Source organism: Erysipelatoclostridium sp. MSK.23.31 (assembly GCF_019125875.1).
Taxonomy (GTDB): Bacteria; Bacillota_I; Bacilli_A; order Erysipelotrichales; family Coprobacillaceae; genus Thomasclavelia; species Thomasclavelia ramosa.
Map to the genome: position 1 here is coordinate 1 of NZ_JAHOCB010000054.1, position 18,515 is coordinate 18,515.

15 protein-coding genes and 1 pseudogene are annotated in these 18,515 nt (G+C 28.9%); 7 read left to right on the plus strand and 9 right to left on the minus strand.

Annotation, left to right across the window (positions count from 1 at the left end):
* Nucleotides 1-394 precede the first annotated feature (394 nt).
* A complete protein-coding gene (locus tag KSU54_RS16505; RefSeq protein WP_117582632.1) occupies nt 395-784 on the minus strand; it encodes a hypothetical protein in 390 nt (129 codons plus the stop codon).
* A gap of 173 nt (nt 785-957) precedes the next feature.
* Between KSU54_RS16505 and KSU54_RS16510 the strand changes: the two genes are divergently transcribed.
* Nucleotides 958-1,563, plus strand: coding sequence for a hypothetical protein (locus KSU54_RS16510; RefSeq protein WP_029482491.1), 606 nt, complete (start codon nt 958-960; stop codon nt 1,561-1,563).
* Nucleotides 1,564-2,316: 753 nt separating this feature from the next.
* Here KSU54_RS16510 and KSU54_RS19350 read toward each other — a convergent pair.
* Nucleotides 2,317-2,451, minus strand: a complete 135-nt coding sequence (locus tag KSU54_RS19350) for a hypothetical protein (protein WP_335755708.1) — start codon at nt 2,449-2,451, stop codon at nt 2,317-2,319.
* Nucleotides 2,452-3,924: 1,473 nt separating this feature from the next.
* On the opposite strand from KSU54_RS19350, the gene KSU54_RS16515 reads away from it, so the two are divergent.
* The 4 genes and pseudogenes from KSU54_RS16515 (at nt 3,925) to KSU54_RS16530 (ending at nt 5,478) form a co-directional block, all read left to right on the plus strand.
* Complete coding sequence (locus tag KSU54_RS16515) at nt 3,925-4,101, plus strand: hypothetical protein (protein ID WP_155854243.1); 177 nt, start codon at nt 3,925-3,927, stop codon at nt 4,099-4,101.
* A gap of 118 nt (nt 4,102-4,219) precedes the next feature.
* Nucleotides 4,220-4,336: pseudogene (locus KSU54_RS16520) on the plus strand (hypothetical protein); the annotation flags it as partial.
* The gene (locus KSU54_RS19540; RefSeq protein WP_226814596.1) at nt 4,309-4,464 is read left to right on the plus strand and encodes a helix-turn-helix domain-containing protein; all 156 of its coding nucleotides are present in this window, start codon (nt 4,309-4,311) and stop codon (nt 4,462-4,464) included. The pseudogene KSU54_RS16520 and the gene KSU54_RS19540, both read left to right, overlap by 28 nt.
* Before the next feature lie 588 nt (nt 4,465-5,052).
* The gene (locus tag KSU54_RS16530) at nt 5,053-5,478 is read left to right on the plus strand and encodes a hypothetical protein (protein WP_117792720.1); all 426 of its coding nucleotides are present in this window, start codon (nt 5,053-5,055) and stop codon (nt 5,476-5,478) included.
* Nucleotides 5,479-6,409: 931 nt separating this feature from the next.
* Here the strand turns inward: KSU54_RS16530 and KSU54_RS16535 are convergent.
* The 4 genes from KSU54_RS16535 to KSU54_RS16550 form a co-directional block, all read right to left on the minus strand.
* Nucleotides 6,410-7,783, minus strand: coding sequence for a glycoside hydrolase family 1 protein (locus KSU54_RS16535; RefSeq protein ID WP_226814594.1), 1,374 nt, complete (start codon nt 7,781-7,783; stop codon nt 6,410-6,412).
* Between the two features lie 84 nt (nt 7,784-7,867).
* On the minus strand, nt 7,868-9,178 hold the full coding sequence (locus tag KSU54_RS16540; RefSeq protein ID WP_029482487.1) for a PTS sugar transporter subunit IIC: 1,311 nt from the start codon (nt 9,176-9,178) through the stop codon (nt 7,868-7,870).
* Between the two features lie 14 nt (nt 9,179-9,192).
* A complete protein-coding gene (locus KSU54_RS16545) occupies nt 9,193-9,954 on the minus strand; it encodes a radical SAM protein (RefSeq protein ID WP_029482488.1) in 762 nt (253 codons plus the stop codon).
* Between the two features lies 1 nt (nt 9,955).
* Nucleotides 9,956-12,082, minus strand: coding sequence for a glycyl radical enzyme domain-containing protein (locus KSU54_RS16550; protein ID WP_117792724.1), 2,127 nt, complete (start codon nt 12,080-12,082; stop codon nt 9,956-9,958).
* A gap of 174 nt (nt 12,083-12,256) precedes the next feature.
* Here KSU54_RS16550 and KSU54_RS16555 point away from each other — a divergent pair, with 174 nt between their 5' ends.
* The gene (locus KSU54_RS16555) at nt 12,257-13,087 is read left to right on the plus strand and encodes a helix-turn-helix domain-containing protein (RefSeq protein ID WP_117792726.1); all 831 of its coding nucleotides are present in this window, start codon (nt 12,257-12,259) and stop codon (nt 13,085-13,087) included.
* A 197-nt stretch (nt 13,088-13,284) separates the two neighbouring features.
* On the opposite strand, the gene metA is transcribed toward KSU54_RS16555, so the two are convergent.
* The 3 genes from metA to nagB all read right to left on the minus strand — a co-directional run bounded on the left by metA (nt 13,285) and on the right by nagB (nt 16,412).
* Nucleotides 13,285-14,226 (minus strand): homoserine O-acetyltransferase MetA, encoded by a 942-nt coding sequence (gene metA, locus KSU54_RS16560; RefSeq protein ID WP_003537760.1) that lies wholly within the window; start codon nt 14,224-14,226, stop codon nt 13,285-13,287.
* 89 nt (nt 14,227-14,315) lie between these two features.
* On the minus strand, nt 14,316-15,560 hold the full coding sequence (locus KSU54_RS16565; RefSeq protein ID WP_008792930.1) for a deoxyguanosinetriphosphate triphosphohydrolase family protein: 1,245 nt from the start codon (nt 15,558-15,560) through the stop codon (nt 14,316-14,318).
* Between the two features lie 120 nt (nt 15,561-15,680).
* Entirely contained in the window at nt 15,681-16,412 is a 732-nt protein-coding gene (gene nagB, locus KSU54_RS16570) for a glucosamine-6-phosphate deaminase (RefSeq protein ID WP_022007712.1), read from the minus strand.
* Between the two features lie 248 nt (nt 16,413-16,660).
* Between nagB and ptsP the strand changes: the two genes are divergently transcribed.
* Entirely contained in the window at nt 16,661-18,370 is a 1,710-nt protein-coding gene (gene ptsP, locus KSU54_RS16575) for a phosphoenolpyruvate--protein phosphotransferase (RefSeq protein WP_003537757.1), read from the plus strand.
* Nucleotides 18,371-18,515 lie beyond the last annotated feature (145 nt).

Sequence of the window (18,515 nt, forward strand, 5' to 3'; positions counted from 1 at the left end):
TTCTACAGAAGCATAAAAAGATTTTAAATCTATAGCCATATATATCCTGTTTCCTGCACTAATCATTCTCACCTCAACTGCCTTTAATTTAATTATTAACACATCATTAATAATTAAACTGATTCTAAAACGATTATAAAATTTAAAAGTGCGTAATTCAACTGAACTACACACTCAAACATTAATTATTTACTTTTAACTGACAAATTAAGGTTTTCATATTTAATTAATATAATTGTAATGTTCAGTAAAATCTACTAATATCCCCATATTCATATCCTTAAAGCAGTAAACAGCCATATTAGACTTTTAATACTTTAATAAATCAACATTATTAATAATGAGAAAATATATATATTTAAATTACAAAATTATAGGGTATACCTCTTCTTTTTTATAAAAAAACTTGTGTGTTCGAAACTTTTTCTAATTTGTCGTATGTTTGATCATTAATATTTATAAGCAATAAAAAATTATCATTAAATAAGATTAAATTATAACTTAGCTTCTCATTTTCAAATAAATATAAATTTTCGTATAATTTATTTATTTGTGTTTTTATTTTAATACTTTCATTTTCAAATCCATTTTGGTAATAAAGATTATCTTGATCATCAATTGTTACTGTTAATGTTTCATTACCTTTAAATAATTGATATGTTCCTGATATTTTATTAATTACATTAGGTTTATCTGCATCTATTCCTAATGAGTATCCGAAATAAAAAGACGAAAGAAGAAATACTATTACCACTATAACAATTATTTTGTATTTATTTTTCATATCTATTCCTCCTACAAAAAAATTATACTACGTTATATAACGATAAATCAAATAATAACCTTATAATCATATTTTTTTGACTTTATATAGAAAAATGTGCTAGTTTATATTACAATATTTATATAAGATAATGCTATAATAAATATTTAAATTATATGCGAGATGAAAAAGTTATGAAATCTATTAAAATTATAATCGCTCTACTAATGATTTTTGTTTGTATTCCTGTTTCCAATATTTCTGCATTAGAAAGTACTGATAATAGCAATATTATTATATATACCCCAACAGAAGAAGAATTTAGAGCAGCTGAAGAAATAGAAATTGCAAAAATGAAAGCTTATTTTGAGCGGACAAAAGAATCATATGCTTATGATTATAGAAAAGTTGGTGACCCTCAAACATCTTCATTTTCACCATATAAAAATGCTTATGATCAACCAGCAGGAGGTACTATTTTTAATTCGGAAAATAGCGGTTTCTATTGGAGTGATAGTTCAAGAAGTCCAGGAACATGGTCTTTAGGGATTAGTATTGCTGGAAAATATTTATCTGTTGACGTAGCATATTCTCCTGGTGTGGTATCAGGTTCTAGTGGTGGAGTATTTGTAGGCATATCATCAACTCAAGTAGGTAAAGCTATAAAATTAAAAGTAGCAAGAAATTATAAAGTTCAAAAATATGACGTATACAGAAAACCACAATATGGCGGATCATGGACGTATCTCTCTTCATATGGTGCACCTACAAAGTATCAGAGTCGATTTATTATAGAATAAAACAATGTTATCATTTATAACATTGTCAAAATATATTATTTATATAGCAGTATCGAAATAATAACTTGTTAATAAAAACAGTTTCTAACAATTGCATAATCAAAAAAAGGTATAATAAGTGGGTATTATTTATACGTATTTATAAGTAAAAAGTTGTACCACAGTGGCACGACTTTTTAACGCTATGATTTCATTGTTTTAGCCTATTGTATCGACGTTTTTCGAGAGGGTGGTCTAGGGTTCTTGCGCCTAGACCACCCTCTCTCGTTATGTGAAAAAATCACATGCTTTCATTATTCCTATGGTTACAGCTATAGTTTTTTCGTTTGAAACTGTTGGTATGTATAGTTTTTTATACTTTCGAAAATCTAAAAAAATCTCTCGACTACTTATCTTTTTTCACTTCTAATAGTTCAGCGGTTCAAGAACATTTGGTACAAAAAAGTTCGTAAAATACATTACGGACTTTTTTGTAATGCTTTAGATTGCTTAGTATCTGTTCTTTTTTTATTGCGTACTCACAGTCCTTGTTTCGTTGTTCTTTGTTTGGAGCGTTTGAGCATTTAAAAGCTTGTAGAAGCGTTTCATATTCTTTGAGGTTCTTTTCAGTACTGATCTTCATTTTGTCTTTTAATATAACCACGTTACTCAAACTCCTTTAAAAATTCTTCCAGTTCCATTTGTTCAGGGCAGTTCATTGGTTCCTGATGTACTTCTGTTTTAACATCTATGACATCAGCTTTTGACTACCAATTAAACGTAAATAAAATCAAAGTTATTGAATGACTGGTTTTCATTTTTATGGCTCATATGTACGTTTGACTTTTCATTGATTTCTTCTTTTGATTTTTTTAAAACTTTTCTTTCAAACGTTTCAAATCTAAGCATTATTTCTTAGTACTTTTTTACTGTAAAATACAAAAAAATACAGTCAAACCTTCACAAATAGTATTATATATGTATCAGGAAATGATATCTACTTTTTTTCAATCACAAAAATCCAGATATATAAATACTAATACTTTTGTAACGATATTTTATTATTAATAAAATTAACATAATGTTCCATTTTTTAGAAGATTAAGGCATTTTATAGAGGATTATTTTATCATAATGATGTGAGAATTTAATAAGCAAAATAATAAAAATGATGTAAAATCGTTAGAAGATTCATGAAATAAACTTCTTTCTCATTGGAATTTTTGAAGTAATAATTATTGGACAACAGATTAATCATAAAAAGAACTATTTATAAACTGTCCAACTTTTGAAATTCAGTTCATACTTAGTTCTTTTTCTTTGTCTAAAAATGTTAACAAATCAGCATAACGGTTTAACTATATCAGACTAGACAACTATACTATATCTAGAGTGGTTACATATTATGAATATTGATAAATTCAAGGCAGTATTTGATACAAAGCAAAAGAAAACTATCACTGGTGTTAGGTAAGTATAGATTTTAATCTTCTCTTACAGTTCAAAACTACTGATGAAACTATCATAATCTTATACTTTAAGACTCTTTATTTTATTTAGTAAGTACGACCCTAATTATCCTAATGTTGAAGCCATTGGTAAAACATCCTCGTGTAAATGGATATTTAATTCTTCTTAAATGTAATTAATTCTTTTTTTTATTCTCTCCACACACATTTTTGGATATTTCTTTTGAATCTTTTTTTTAAATGATGGAATGTTATCTAACTGTAACATCATTCCATTTTGAAGAATACAGGAGGAATTTTCATATATGGATGAAGAAAGCAACCGATAAATACCATTTTAAAAAGTAACACTAAATCTATGTCCGATCGACCAAAATCAATGTATAGATCTTTTTATAAAATCCCAATCTATGTATAAATCTAGTTTACTTACATTATGTTCCTACGGTACTAACTCTTCTATTATACTCATTATGATATTGTCTTTTTGATACTCCGTCTTGTCATTACCATATTTTACCACTCTAATCTACATCTTAATTATGCCATTTTTTTCAATTTTCCTTTATATATAAAAAGCAAAAAGAGTTTCAAATTTTGCAAACTAGGACGAAATCATCTTCTTGCCTTTTTATTTTATCATACTCTCTTTCCTATGCAAATAAAAAACTATTGATTTGATACATGATGTACTTTATCAATAGTCTAGGAAGATATAAAATATCCTCTTTCAAAGTTTTTCAAGCTATTATTTGTCCAGAGAGAATATAGCAAAAATTATCTTTCTCCTGGTATATTGTAATTGATTTTTCCATAAAATTACATATTTTTACTATAAAAGCAACATCCGTAATTATAATATGATAAATAATATTGAGATATAAAATAATAAATCTAAGGAGGATATTATAGTATGGACGGTATAGCCTATATGAATTCGTATGCATTTCTAGAAACTCTAAAAAGTGTTTTAATTGTTGTGGTTTTAATATTATTAGTTATTCTACTGCCAAAATGTATCATAGCTGTAAACAAGTATAATAATTTAAATGATACAAAAGATACTGAAGTTGATGTAAAAACTGATTAAGTTTAAACTATTTCTCTTTTATACTGTTATTTATCAAATGTGTTGTCTCTCTTGCTTTAACTATGGGAGTATAAGACATGTCCATCGAATTTACGCAAGTAATTGAAGATGGACGAACAGCTATTTTGCATCTACGGTGAGTGATGCTCCCTCACAAGTCATTAAACAATACATTGAAAACCAAAAATATCTCAATGGCAAAAGGGGATTAAATTTAGAATCTACCTTAATATGAAACAGCAAAATTTAATCAATCAGATACTGGGTTGTTACAGACTCATTTACAAAAAAGATCTTGTCATGCGAAGCAATCCTATCAGACCAGTTCTAAAATTGGCTACCCACAAACTTCTGCAATTCTGACATACTTAAAAAATTTATGATTTTGCATTTATTTCTTAAAGTGGTAGATTCTATTTCTTTACAACAATTCTTGTGTGATCTTATAATTAGAGTTATAAGCAAACAAAACTTGAAAATTTTCTAAAGCATTATCTAATTTAATAACAGTCCTAATATTTTTTTCTTTCCACATTTTTATAATTTTTTGAGTAGCATACTAATCAAATAATATCCCTGCCTTACCTTCTACCAGTGAGTGAGCAAGAGAAAAAGCAAAGTGGAGACTTGTATTACCTTGCTTTTTCGCAGATCACGCAATACTCTTAGACATATGGAACTTGTTCCATATACATACACACTATTTCAATTTAATACATCTTTTTCATTAAAAACTTCTTCATAGGTATAATATAAAATAGCACTTATCTTTAATATCCTGATGCTCTGACATCATTTTTATATGTGATGATAAAAGATAATTTTTTACTTTATATCTTTCAGTTATAAAAATATTACATAAAGAACATATAAAATTAACTTTATCTTGATATTTTATATCAGTAATTATTTTTATAGTCTATAATATAAGCAAAAATAGAAGGGAACAAAATGAAAAAAATATTACGCCTATGTTTAGTTCCTTTGATGGCATTAATGTCATCATCAAATTTATTTGCAATGGAGACACAGCCCATCACGCAGGAGTCTGAAGGATTAACAGTTAATTCTGTAACTTATAATGTTAGTTTTAGCAATTATAAATTAACACCTAAAGAATATGTCATGTCAAACGGTGGAATTAGCATATTTATAAATTCTACCACTTCATTCCCAAACGAAACCATATCATTTGAATTATTTCACAATGGAAACAGAACTGGTAAGATTAAATCTGTACCTTTGCAGTCTGGTCAGTATGTAAGCTGGGGTGACTTCCCTGCAGGCAATTATGAAATCCGTATCACAAGTTCAAAAGCGGACTACTATAATAATGTATACGTTTCTGCAACATTACGTGTTATATATGGAAATTAATGTTACTGTTGACTGATTTGCTTAAATTTTATGCCTATAGCGGGAATAACATTATTGTATTCCCCTATAGGCTGTTTGTAATAGGCGTAATTTTGCTAACAGTTATTTTTTTCAGAGACAAAAAATACTCTATTGTCTGGAGTTTTGCTGCCACCACATATGTTTCTTTACTGTTTTGTGTGTTGTTTTTTCTAGTAGTGATAGATCCCGGTGATAATTATAATTTTACTAAAGACATCAGAAATATGATAACATTCTATAACCCATACTATAGACTTCTATATCAAACTGAATATTCTGTATGTCATCTGATTATGTTTATACCTTTAGGATATCTCATCAGATATGAAACAGGATTAATAAAAAGTATCTTTATATCCCTTCTTATAGTTTTTGGAATCGAAAACCTGCAAATATATATAAACTTTTTTTGTGGATATGTTCAATACACCTATTGCATCGCAGACATATTGTTTCATTCAATCAGCGCTATGACAGGGATTTGTACAAACCAATTACCTTTATCAGAACCAGAATAAAAAACACTATAGAAAAAGAAGATATACATTATCTGTAAATACCGGTTATCATAACGATAGCCTTTTCTACTGAAATTTTTTTTAGAAAAGGCAGACCAAGTCCGAACAACAGTACAGTTTGCCGATACATTGAAAATATAATTTTCTACTTTTTATGGGTAAATGTACCAAAGTATCATATCTGCCTAAGTTATAGATTTTCTTTTTAAGTGTGATTTTTACATACCATTTATTTCTTGTTTTATCATAACAACTACCACTGTGAGGATTTTTCAGATTGATCCATCGTTTTAACATCGGTGTTATCTATTCTAAACTCATTACGTTTAGTATTTACTTTTTTCATGTTTTTGCTCATTGTTTCCTTTTACAACTTTTAACTTCACCTCTTGTTATATTTCTTCACCGTTGCTTTTATATACTTTTTTCATATATGCAAATGACTTTTTCTTAAATCGTTTCATATCTCGCAAATCATCGTTTGTACGATTAACAAAAATAAAACCATATCTCTTATTCATATCTCCAGAACTACTTAACATATCAAATGGACCCCAAGTAATATACCCAAAACAATCTACACCATCTAGCTCAATTGCTTTTTTCATTTCAACTAAATGATCATGATGGAATTTTATACGATAATCATCATTAATCTCATTATTATCGCATAAATCTTCTAGATGACTATAACCATTTTCTAAAATTAATAATGGTAACTCATATCTAGTATACAAATTAGTTAAGTTATTACGTAATCCCACAGGATCAACTTCCCATCCCCAATTAGTTATATCTAAATTTTCATTTCTGACAATATTCTTTTCAATAACATCGTAGAACGGCTTGTCTTCTTCAAAATCACCTGTTGTAAGAGTGTAAGAACGATAATATGATACTCCTAAAAAATCAACTGTATATTTCAATAGTTCTTCATCACCCTCTTCAAATTCTGGCATACAATGATGATTTTTAAAATATCTAATCATGTATTCTGGATATCTCCCTTTAGTAAAAACATACCCATGAAATTGATGAGTGTATAAATCTGCTAACATACAAAACATTGAGTTCTCTGGTGTTTTATCATTTGGATAAAAATTCGTTAGTGCAATCATTCCACAAATTTTAGTGGCATCATAATATTTTCTAATCATCTTAATCGCCTTGCAATGTGCAATTAAAATATTATGATTTACTTGATATAAAAATTTAGAATAGCTCATTCCTACTGGCACTACAGTTGCTCCCGCTTTTGTAGTTTCTTTTGCATAATCATTTTGTTCATTAAAAGTCATCCAATATTTAACGCGATCACCAAAAGCCTTTACACATATCTCTGTAAACTTTTCAAAAGCATTGACTACTCTTCTAGAAAAAAATCCATTGTATTTTTCTTTTAATGGCAAAGGTATATCATAATGATCTAGCGTTATCATTGGCGTTATTCCGTGAGCTAGTAATTCATCAATAACATTATTATAGTAGGCAATTCCTTTTTCATTTATCTTAGTTTCACCATCTGGTTGGATTCTTGCCCAGCATAAAGAAAAACGATAAAAGTTAAGACCTAATTCTTCCATCATAGCAATATCTTCTTTGTAACGATGATAAAAATCAATCCCATGATCCCATTTAGGTTCTCCATTTTCCCTTTTATGTAAATCATACATACTTAATCCTTTTCCATCTTCATAAGCTGCTCCTTCAGTTTGAAAACTAGTAACTGAACCGCCCCAAAAGAAATTATCTGGTAATTTATTCATAATCTTCTCCATGTTCTCTACAACATTAATATGTAGTTATATTATTAATAATTTTGGATAAAGCGAGGGTTATACCCCTCTTATTTAATTTTCTTCAATTTGGTTATTTAGTGATTTTTCTGACATTTTTAAAAATGGTAAATAAATCATTACCCCAATAACAATCAATATAATATGGAAAACAGCCGCTCTAATATCTCCATTAGTTGACAAAAATGCTGATATTACTGGAGGAGTTGTCCATGGAATTTGAACAACACATTTTTCAATCAAACCTAATGATGTAACAATATAAGCTAAAATAAAATTTATTTGTGTTACTAATACAAACGGTATAATCATAATTGGGTTCATTACAATTGGAAATCCAAAGATAACTGGTTCATTAATATTGAAAATTCCTGGTGCCACACCTAAACTTGCAATCATTTTATGATCTCTACGTTTAGAGAATGCAAATACTGCAATAATTAAACAAATTGTACAACCAGTTCCACCGATTAAACCATAAACTTGTTTAAACGAATCATTAATAATATTTTGAGCTGGCAATCCTGCTTGAACGGCATCCATATTTTCTGTAATTGCTAGTAATAAACCAGGTCCAATAACTGTATCTACAATTGCTGAAGGGTGAATACCTATTGCAAACAATAAATTGAAAATAGCCATTGCAATCAAGAATCCTGGTAAACTAGTAGTTAATCCTTTAATTGGCTGTTGAATAATATTTACAACTAATTCATTAAATGATTGTCCAAAGAAACAATCTAATACAAATGACAATACTGCATAGAATACCACTACCAACATAAATGGAATCATATTATCAAAAGACTTTGCCACCATAGGTGGTACTGACTCTGGCATTTTAATTCTTAAAGCTTTAATTTTTGAAATTACTAAGAATAGCTCAGTGGCTGTAATTCCAACAACTAAGCCAGTAAACATCCCAGATACACCTGTGTATGTTTGAGCTAATATATTAGCTATTCCTACTGCTTCGCTTCCTCCAAGTGGTGTTACACTAGTTGTCAAAGGAACTAAAGTCACAAAACTACATAGTGCAACAAATCCTGGAATCAATGGTTCTTCAGCACCCTTATTTTTTGATAAACAGTAAGCAACACCAACTGTTGAAGCAACTGCCCAAATACCTAATGTTCCATTTGTTACATGTGTTCCAACTTCTTGTGCTTTAACTAAGGTATTTGTATTTATAATACTTGATAACACTCCATTTGGATCCAAAATCAAACTATTTAACAATACCATAATGCCAGCTAAAATAGCTAATGGCATTGTTAAGGCAACAGAATCACGCATTGATCTTAGATGTATTTGATTAGCAAGTTTTGAACTTTTCTCAACAAACTTATCAATAAAATTATTCATATTATTCTCTCCTTTTAATGTATTTTAAAGTTTAAACATCCTAATTCACTCAACTGTTTTTTCCACAGTTCTTTTAATTCTTCTGATGTATTTTCTTGATAAAAGTAACTATCTAGATTGATGTTTTCAGCTTTTGCTTTCCCTAAATTATGATATGGAAGAATCTCTATACTAGATACATACTTAGAATAATGACTTATTGCTTGAAAATGGTCCATATTATCATTAATTTTATGGATGATTGGACACCTTAAAATTATATGTCTTTTATTATCGATTAAATATTTTAAATTATCTAAGATTAAGGAAGAATTTGTTTTAAGATAATCATAATATTTTTCTTGATCACTTAATTTATAATCATACAGCCAGTAATCAACATATTCCTCTATTTTTTTTATATACTCTAACGGCACTGCACCACTTGTCTCAACACATAAGCTTATTTTCTCGTCTTTACAAAATTTTGCTAATTCATATGCAGCATCAATCTGTAAAAGTGCTTCTCCTCCTGAAAGAGTCACACCGCCATTTGTCTTATGATAATATTTCATATCTTTCAAAATAATCCTTTTAATTTCATCAGTCTCAACTATCTTACCATATGTTTTTTTTCTACCATCCTCTTCATACTCCTGTATATCAAAACGATATGTTTCAGGATTATGGCACCATATACATCTTAAACAACACCCTTTAAAAAATATAACTGTCCTGATACCTGGACCATCATTTAATGAACATCTGTCAATATTAACAATTGTACAAGTTTTCAAATTAATATACCATCCTACTTACGATTTCTTTTTGGACCAAGGGTGATAAATCAATAAATCTAGCACTGAATCCCCCAACTCTAACGATTAAATTAGGATATTTTTCTGGATGTATCATCGCGTCTTTTAATTCTTCTTGGTTAATAACACTTATCATAATTTGTGAGCCACCAGATGAAAAGTAAATTTTTAATAACTCTTTAACCATATCTTTATGTTGATTCATCAAATCATGACTTAATTTTAGATTATAGACAGCACCTGCCATATTATTGACATCTAAGCTACTCACTGTATTCAATACAGCAGTTACACCATTTTTTTCAGCACCATTTTGAGGAGTTAATGCATTTGCTAACGGTTCATAAGCTTTTCTTCCATCAAAAGTTGCTGCTGTTCTATATCCCAATCGTGAATTTGCATCATTATTTATAATAACTATCAAATATGAAGATAATCCATATTTTTCTGATTTAGATTTTGTTGTGACTGCAACATACTGATTTAATTCATTAATCATTTCATCTACTTCAGGATTATCATTACCATACTTGATAACATTAAGGCATTTTTCTCTAATCTCTTCATATCCAATAAAGTTATTTCTAATTGCATCAACCATATCTTTATAACGAATTTCTTTATCATCAAAGACTAATTTTTTTATGGCATATAAACTATCTCCGCTATTCACATTACCATAGGTTTCCAAAGTTCCACCTAGATAGTCAATCCCACCATTTAATAAGCTTTTACCTCTATCAATACAGTTATCATAAAGAATAGAATTAAATAAGTATCCACAATGATTATTCATATAATCATATTCAAATTTCTCTTGTTTAGCTAACAAATCAATTTGATAATCTAACTCTTGTTTATATACATCATATAATTCTTCAAATGTATTAGGTTCTTTAGTTAAATAATGCTTTACTATTTTTTTATTAGTAATCATACATTTTCCATCATTAACCAACCCCTCTAATACCTTAGCTAAATTAATGATTCCATTAGGTGAACCAATGCTTTTATGATCCAAAACATATTCACCACAACCAAGAGGAACATAATCAACCGCTTCTTTATATGATACATTCATTGATTCTTTGACATTTTTAATATTAACCGTGTCATTGTATAATAATGGATAACTACAACCACTTTCTATACAATCAATCGCATTATCAAAAATACTATCAGGCATATCTTTTGACCACCTAAGTGTTAATTGTGGTTCAGTTAAATGTAAATCTTTCATAACTTTAAGAGCTATACTGCATATCTTGTTTGCTTTTTCAAGATCATGACGACCCTCTCCACCTAAAATAATACGACCATTGTAAATCGTATTTCGTTGTCTAATTACCTTGAAATATTCTGCAATATTCTTATATGCATCTTGTTCATCATCTAAAAAACGTGCTAATTGATTATCCATTCTTCCATAGTTTCTAATTTCACTAACGCCTACATAAATCCACATTAATTGAATCGCTTCTTTCATATTTTGTGGTCTATGTTCAAGTAATTCATTTAACGTATAAGCCAATTCAGGATTAATGTCCATGGCATCATCACGATACAGTTTTATTAATTCTTTTAAGTAAATAAGCGATTTCTTACAAGCTCTTAAAAAACTATTGAGTGGTTGAGAATCAATTTCATGAATCAATCCATCTATTCCTAAATCAAATAATTTTTCAAAATCAAGATAAGCTCCTCCTAATCTATATAAAGGATACGCTGTATAATAATCATTTTCAAAATCATCATATGGCATTAATTCTTTTATATCATTTGGATAATATCTTCTAAGACGTTCTTTATCATTCTCATCAGCCCAAAACGTATACAATTCTTCTAATTCTTCTTTTTCAACATCATGTGTACCTTCGATTAATTTTGCTAATCGTTCTAATTTGCAATTGTAAATAAAGTTAGTATTTCTTGATCCAAAACCACAAATTGCACTAGGAAAACATGATAAGAAATAATCATCGCTCGTTATTTTTGTACGATTTTCCTTGTGCATAAAGAAATGGCATTCTACTTCCCGATTGTATTTATCATGACTATTTTCTTTATACAATCTCGTAAACTCTTTTAAATATTGAATTTCATTCATTTGTCTACCTCCTTTTCATATAAAGAGTATCATAACAAGGTATATCATACTTAACATATATTCGCTTTTTAAACTTTATTAAACAAAGCATTCATTTTATCTTATTTTTCTAACTTTATTTTTAATTTTATTTAAATCAAAATTATAATATAATAAAAATAATGGAGGTGCTTTATGCAAGAACTAAGTCTAGAAATCATCAATAACAGCAAAGATATTCACTGGCAACACCGAAAAAGAAAAAAATCTGAAGTAGGAAAACATTATCAGACATATTATGAAATAACATTAATTATTGATGGTGAAATCAAAAATGATACAACATCAACATCTAATATTATTAAAAGAAATGACATTATTTTAATGAAAAAAAATATTTTTCATGAACTTGTTACTATTAATGAAAATATTTCCTTAAAATATATCAATTTAGCTTTTTCTGACAAAATTATGAATAGAGTTCAGACTATATTTGGAGGTTTTCATTTAATTAATGATACTGTAATAGGACACTTATCTGATGAAAAATCTAGAAAACTAATTAATTACTATAATGATATCAATCTCAACGATTCTTATTATGAGTTAAATAAAGATATAGAATTGTTCTTATATCAAATGATAAAAGAATTAATCTATCATCAATCAAAAGATACGAATATATATCCAAATTGGTTTAAATCATTATTATTAGAAATACAAGATTTAAATAAAATTAAAGAAACAAAAGATATTTTTATCATCTCACCATATTCTAAACAATATACAATTAAAAAATTTCATGAATATTTAAATATGACTCCTAGCCAATATTTAAATAAAAAAAAAATAGATAAGGCAATAGAACTCCTTTTATCTACTGAATTATCAATTCTAAATATAGCTTTTGAATGTGGATTTAATAATATTGAATATTTTGATAAAATATTCAAAAAAACAATGGGCCTTACACCGCTAAGATACAGACAAACTCAAAGTAAACTCTTAAAAGAAATAGAAACTTAATTCTACTGCATTATTTAGAAATTATATATAAATTTACTGATTACTCAAATTGTACCGATTCTAAAAATTGGACCAAAAATGATATGTGTCTAGAATTCTTGATACATATCATTTGCTGGTCCAACTTAGAAGATTTACTTAATTTGAGCAAGATTTATTTCTTCAACTTTTAAACTTATCGTAAATACAATATTACATTATTTACCTAGTTTTAAACTTTCTAACTCATTTAAATCATATGGAGTTTCTTGATAAACGTAATAATTTAACCAATTACTAAATAATAAATAAGCATGAGAACGCCATTTTACTAAAATTTCATTGTGCATATCATCATTTTTATAATAATTTTTAGGCATAGTAGCTTGATCAGAAATTGCCAGATCACGATTATATTCTTTATCTAATGTATCAGGATCATACTCAGGATGACCAGTTACAAAAAAACGTGAGCCATCTTTTTCTGCAATCAAATAAACCCCTGCTTCATCGCTAGCAGCTAAAATATCAAGACTAGAAATCGTTGCTATATCTTCTGCCATAATTGTTGTATAACGTGAATGAGGAGCATAAAATTGATAATCAAAGCCTCTAAGTATCTTTCGCTTCATTTTATCAACATTAGTATGATGAAAATAAACACCTGTCAGTTTTTCTTTTAATTCATGTTTCTCAATACCATAAAAATAATGCAATGCTGCTTGAGAAGCCCAACAAATAAAAAATGAGCTAAATACATGAGTTTTTGACCATTCTAAAATCTTTTCCATCTCTAACCAGTAATCAACATCTTCAAACCTAAGTTTTTCCACCGGTGCTCCAGTAATAATCAAACCATCATATTTATTATCTTTTATTTCCTCAAATGTCTTATAAAAAGCTAATAAATGTTCTTGAGGTGTGTTTTTAGATTCATGACTGGCCATATGAATCCAGTCTACCTCGATTTGAAGTGGTGTATTCGACAGCATCCTTAAAAGCTGTGTTTCAGTTACTACTTTAGTCGGCATAATATTTAAAATTAATAATTGCAATGGCCTAATTTGTTGAGCTAAAGCACGATTTTCATCCATCACAAAGATATTTTCTTCTTTTAATATTTTACTTGCTGGTAAATCATTTGGTATTTTAATAGGCATATTTAAACCTCCCTAATAATGATTAGTTTACCACATCTATTCTAATAATTTAAGTAAAAATAATAAATCCATTGAATTTCTTCAATGGATTAAAATGAAATAAGCTCATTAAATATTTGAATAATATAGGCATCTGACATTCCTGATAAATAATCTAAAATGCTTTTAATAATTGCTTTATCATCATTAATAAAATCATAAATAACTTTATTTTGATAAAGCGAATCACGTTTTGCTCCATTCATCACACTATATTTTTCAAGCCAATGGATAAATCCATTGATTGCATGGGGAAATTGATCTTTATCCTTAGAAATTTCATCAATAATATTAGTATTACTATCTCGAGCCATTAAATCGTATTTAATAAAGAAATCAAAAATAGAATTTAAAATCAATTTAACATAATTAGTATGAATTTGTACTCTATCAATTAAATATATATTTTGATAATTAAACTTCATAATTGTTTTCATTATTTCAAAAGCTTCTTTTGATAATGAAATTCCATCGCTTGGATTACTATGACTGCATACATCTTGAATAAAATAATTAACGACAGTTCCATTATTGATTGCTGTAAAATGATATTCACTAGTAATATTATTGAGCGAAGCTTTCAAGACTTCAACTTTATTCTCTTTTAGTACCTTGAGACGTAAAGCGTCTTCAATATCACGTGCTAAATAGGCAATCTTATCTGCCATTTTTACAACACATCCTTCCCAAGTATAAGGACTGTATTGTCCTGGGCTAGTATAATTTTGTAAATCAATATACTCATCTCGCTTTTTAATACTCATTTGATTCATTTCTCCACAATGAGAAATAATTCCATCACGAATAGCATATGTCAAATTTAAATTATGGCGATGATGTTCATTATCTTCTAATGTTTCTATTTCATCAATGAGATGAAGACTATTGCGCTCATGCCAAAAAGAATCGAGCCCATGTATTTTAGCAAGCTCGTTAATAATACGTTCACCACCATGACCAAATGGGGCATGTCCTAAATCATGGCCTACTGCTATTGCTTTAGTTAATTCAGTATTCAAACCTAAGTAATTTGCAATTGTATAACTTACAGATTCAACTAAGTTAACATGTTCACTACGTGTACAAACATGATCATCCTTAACTGCAAAAAACACCTGTGTCTTATGTTTTAAACGTCGGTATGCCTGAGAAAAGATAATTCTCGTATAATCACGACCAAACTCACTACGTAGATCATTACTTCTTTGATACAATGGTTCAAGTCTTGATATTGCTTTTGAGTAGTTTGGATTTGTTTCATTCATCGCTACTTCTTTAAATAAATTTTTTGTCATATTTAGTACCCCCATATAATAATTATACGTTATTTATCTTACGTAAACAAATTAAACACATTTCTTTAAAGGTAAAAAAAAGGTTTTAAAAAAGGAAAGATTTATAAATCTTTCCTTTTATTATTTAGTTAATAAACTAGCAGCTGCTTTATCAACAATTACAACAACATCATTATGATCTTGAAGTGCACTTGCTGGTACGTCTGTAGTTTTTTCACCTTCAACCAATACTTTGATTGGTTGAGCTTTATTTTCACCACACGCAACTAATAATACTTTTTTAGCTTGTAAAATATTTGAAATTCCCATAGTAATCGCATGAGTAGGTACTTCATCAATTTTCCCATCAAAGAATAAACGGGCATTATCTTGACGTGTACTTTCTTTTAATTCAATCATATGAGTTACTGAATCAAAAGAAGTTCCTGGTTCATTAAAACCAATATGTCCATTTGAACCAATTCCTAACAATTGGATATCGATAGGATTTTCAGCTAATAATTTATTGTAATCATCACAACTTACTTGAATATCTCCAGCACCATTTGGTACATGTACATTTTCAGGATTAATGTCAATTCCAGAGAATAAATGTTTATTCATAAAATAATGATAACTTTGTGGATGAGTAGCTTCTAATCCAAAATATTCATCTAAGTTAAATGATTTGATATCTTTATAAGAAGTCCCGTTCTTCTTGTGATCTTCGATCATCAATTCATACATTCTGATTGGTGTAGATCCCGTAGCCAATCCCAAATTAGCAGTTGGATTGTTTTTAACAACTTCTAACATAACTTTTGCAGCTTCAATGCTTGCTTCTTCATAATTTTCAACTATAATTAATTTCATTTTGTGTCCCTCCACTTATATGATACTATTTTTACCTTAAAACTTCAAGTTAAAGGCCGGAAATATCAATCATTTTTCAAAACTCGAAAAAAACGAGTCATGTATTTTTTGTCAAAGTCTATTAATTTGTAAGTCCCTTTTGAAAGCCCTTTTTTCATAACGCGAAAATACCTAGTCACAGTTCGATATTTCTTTATTTTTTGCTAAAAATAAGGTAAAATAGGAATGTATATGGAGGTGTTTTTAATATGATAAAAGGTATTGGGGCATCTAGTGGTATCGCGATTGCTAAAGCATACAAACTAGTAATGCCGGATTTAACAGTGACAAAAGTAACAGTAGAAGATGCTGAGGCAGAAATCAAAAAATTTGACGATGCAATGTCACAAACTGCAAAAGAATTAGAATCAATTAAGGAAGCTGCTGCTAAAAATTTATCTGCAGAAGAAGCTGCTGTATTTGATGCTCATGCATTAGTATTACAAGATCCTGAATTAAAAACTCAAGTAGAGGATAAAATCAGAAATGAAAAGATTAACGCTGATGCTGCTCTAGATGAAGTTGCTAATACTTTTATTGCAATGTTTGAAAGTATGGATGATGATTATTTTAGAGAAAGAGCGGCTGATATCAAAGACGTATCTCGTCGTTTATTAGCTAACTTACTAGGTAAGTCATTGCCAAATCCTGCTTTAATCGATGAAGAAGTTGTTATTATTGCTGATGACTTAACTCCATCTGATACTGCGCAATTAAATAAAAACTTAGTTAGAGGATTTGCTACTAATATTGGTGGTAGAACTTCTCACTCAGCAATCATGGCGCGTTCATTAGAAATTCCTGCGGTTGTTTCTTGTAAAACAATAACTGATGAAACTAATGATGCTGATATGGTTGTTTTAGATGGTGAAGCTGGTATTGTAATTATTAATCCTAGTGATGATGAAATTAAAGAATATCAAGCTAAACGTGAAGCATTCATCGCATACAAGGAAGAATTAAAGAAAATGAAAAATGAAAAATCTGTTACTCTAGATGATCATCACGTCGAACTAGTTGCTAATATTGGATCTCCAAAAGACATCCAAGGTGTACTAGACAATGGCGGTGAAGGAGTTGGGTTATTCAGAACTGAATTCTTATATATGGAATCTGCTCAATTACCAACTGAAGAAGAACAATTCAATGTTTATAAAGAGGTTCTTGAAGGATTAGAAGGAAAACCTGCTGTTGTTCGTACTTTAGATATTGGTGGAGATAAAGAAATCGAAGCAATTGATTTACCTAAAGAGATGAATCCATTCTTAGGAGTTAGAGCGGTTCGTTTATGTTTCCAAAGAGAAGACATCTTTAGAGTTCAATTAAGAGCATTACTTAGAGCTTCAGTATATGGTGATTTAAGAATTATGTTCCCAATGATTGCTACTTTAGATGAATTTAGAAAAGCTAAAGGAATCTTAATGGAAGAAAAAGAAAAATTAATTAGTGAAGGAATCGAAGTATCTGATACATTACAAGTAGGTATCATGATTGAAATTCCAGCTGCAGCAGTGTTAGCTGATCAATTTGCCAAAGAAGTTGATTTCTTCTCAATTGGTACAAACGATTTAGTTCAATACACATTTGCTGCTGATAGAATGTCATCTGGGGTTTCTTATTTATATCAACCATTCCACCCATCAATCTTACGTTTAGTTAAACATGTAATTGATTCAGCCCATGCCGAAGGTAAATGGACAGGTATGTGTGGAGAAATGGCTGGAGAAGCAATTGCTGCACCACTACTAATCGGTTTAGGACTAGATGAATTCTCTATGTCTGCTACATCTATTCTTTCTCAAAGAAAGTTAATCAGATCAATGAAAAAATCTGAAATGAATGAATTAGCTGCTAAAGCTATTAACTGTGGAACTATGGAAGAAGTAGTTGCATTAGTTAAAGAAGCAGTTGAAATATAAAACATAAAAATCGAAGGTCAAATAAAGTGACCTTCTTTTTTTCTAAATATTCCCATCTTAGAATTTATTATTAAAGCCGGATATAAAATAAAAAAAGGATACGCAGAGGTATCCGTAAATAAAAAAAGAACCGGCAGCTTGCTAT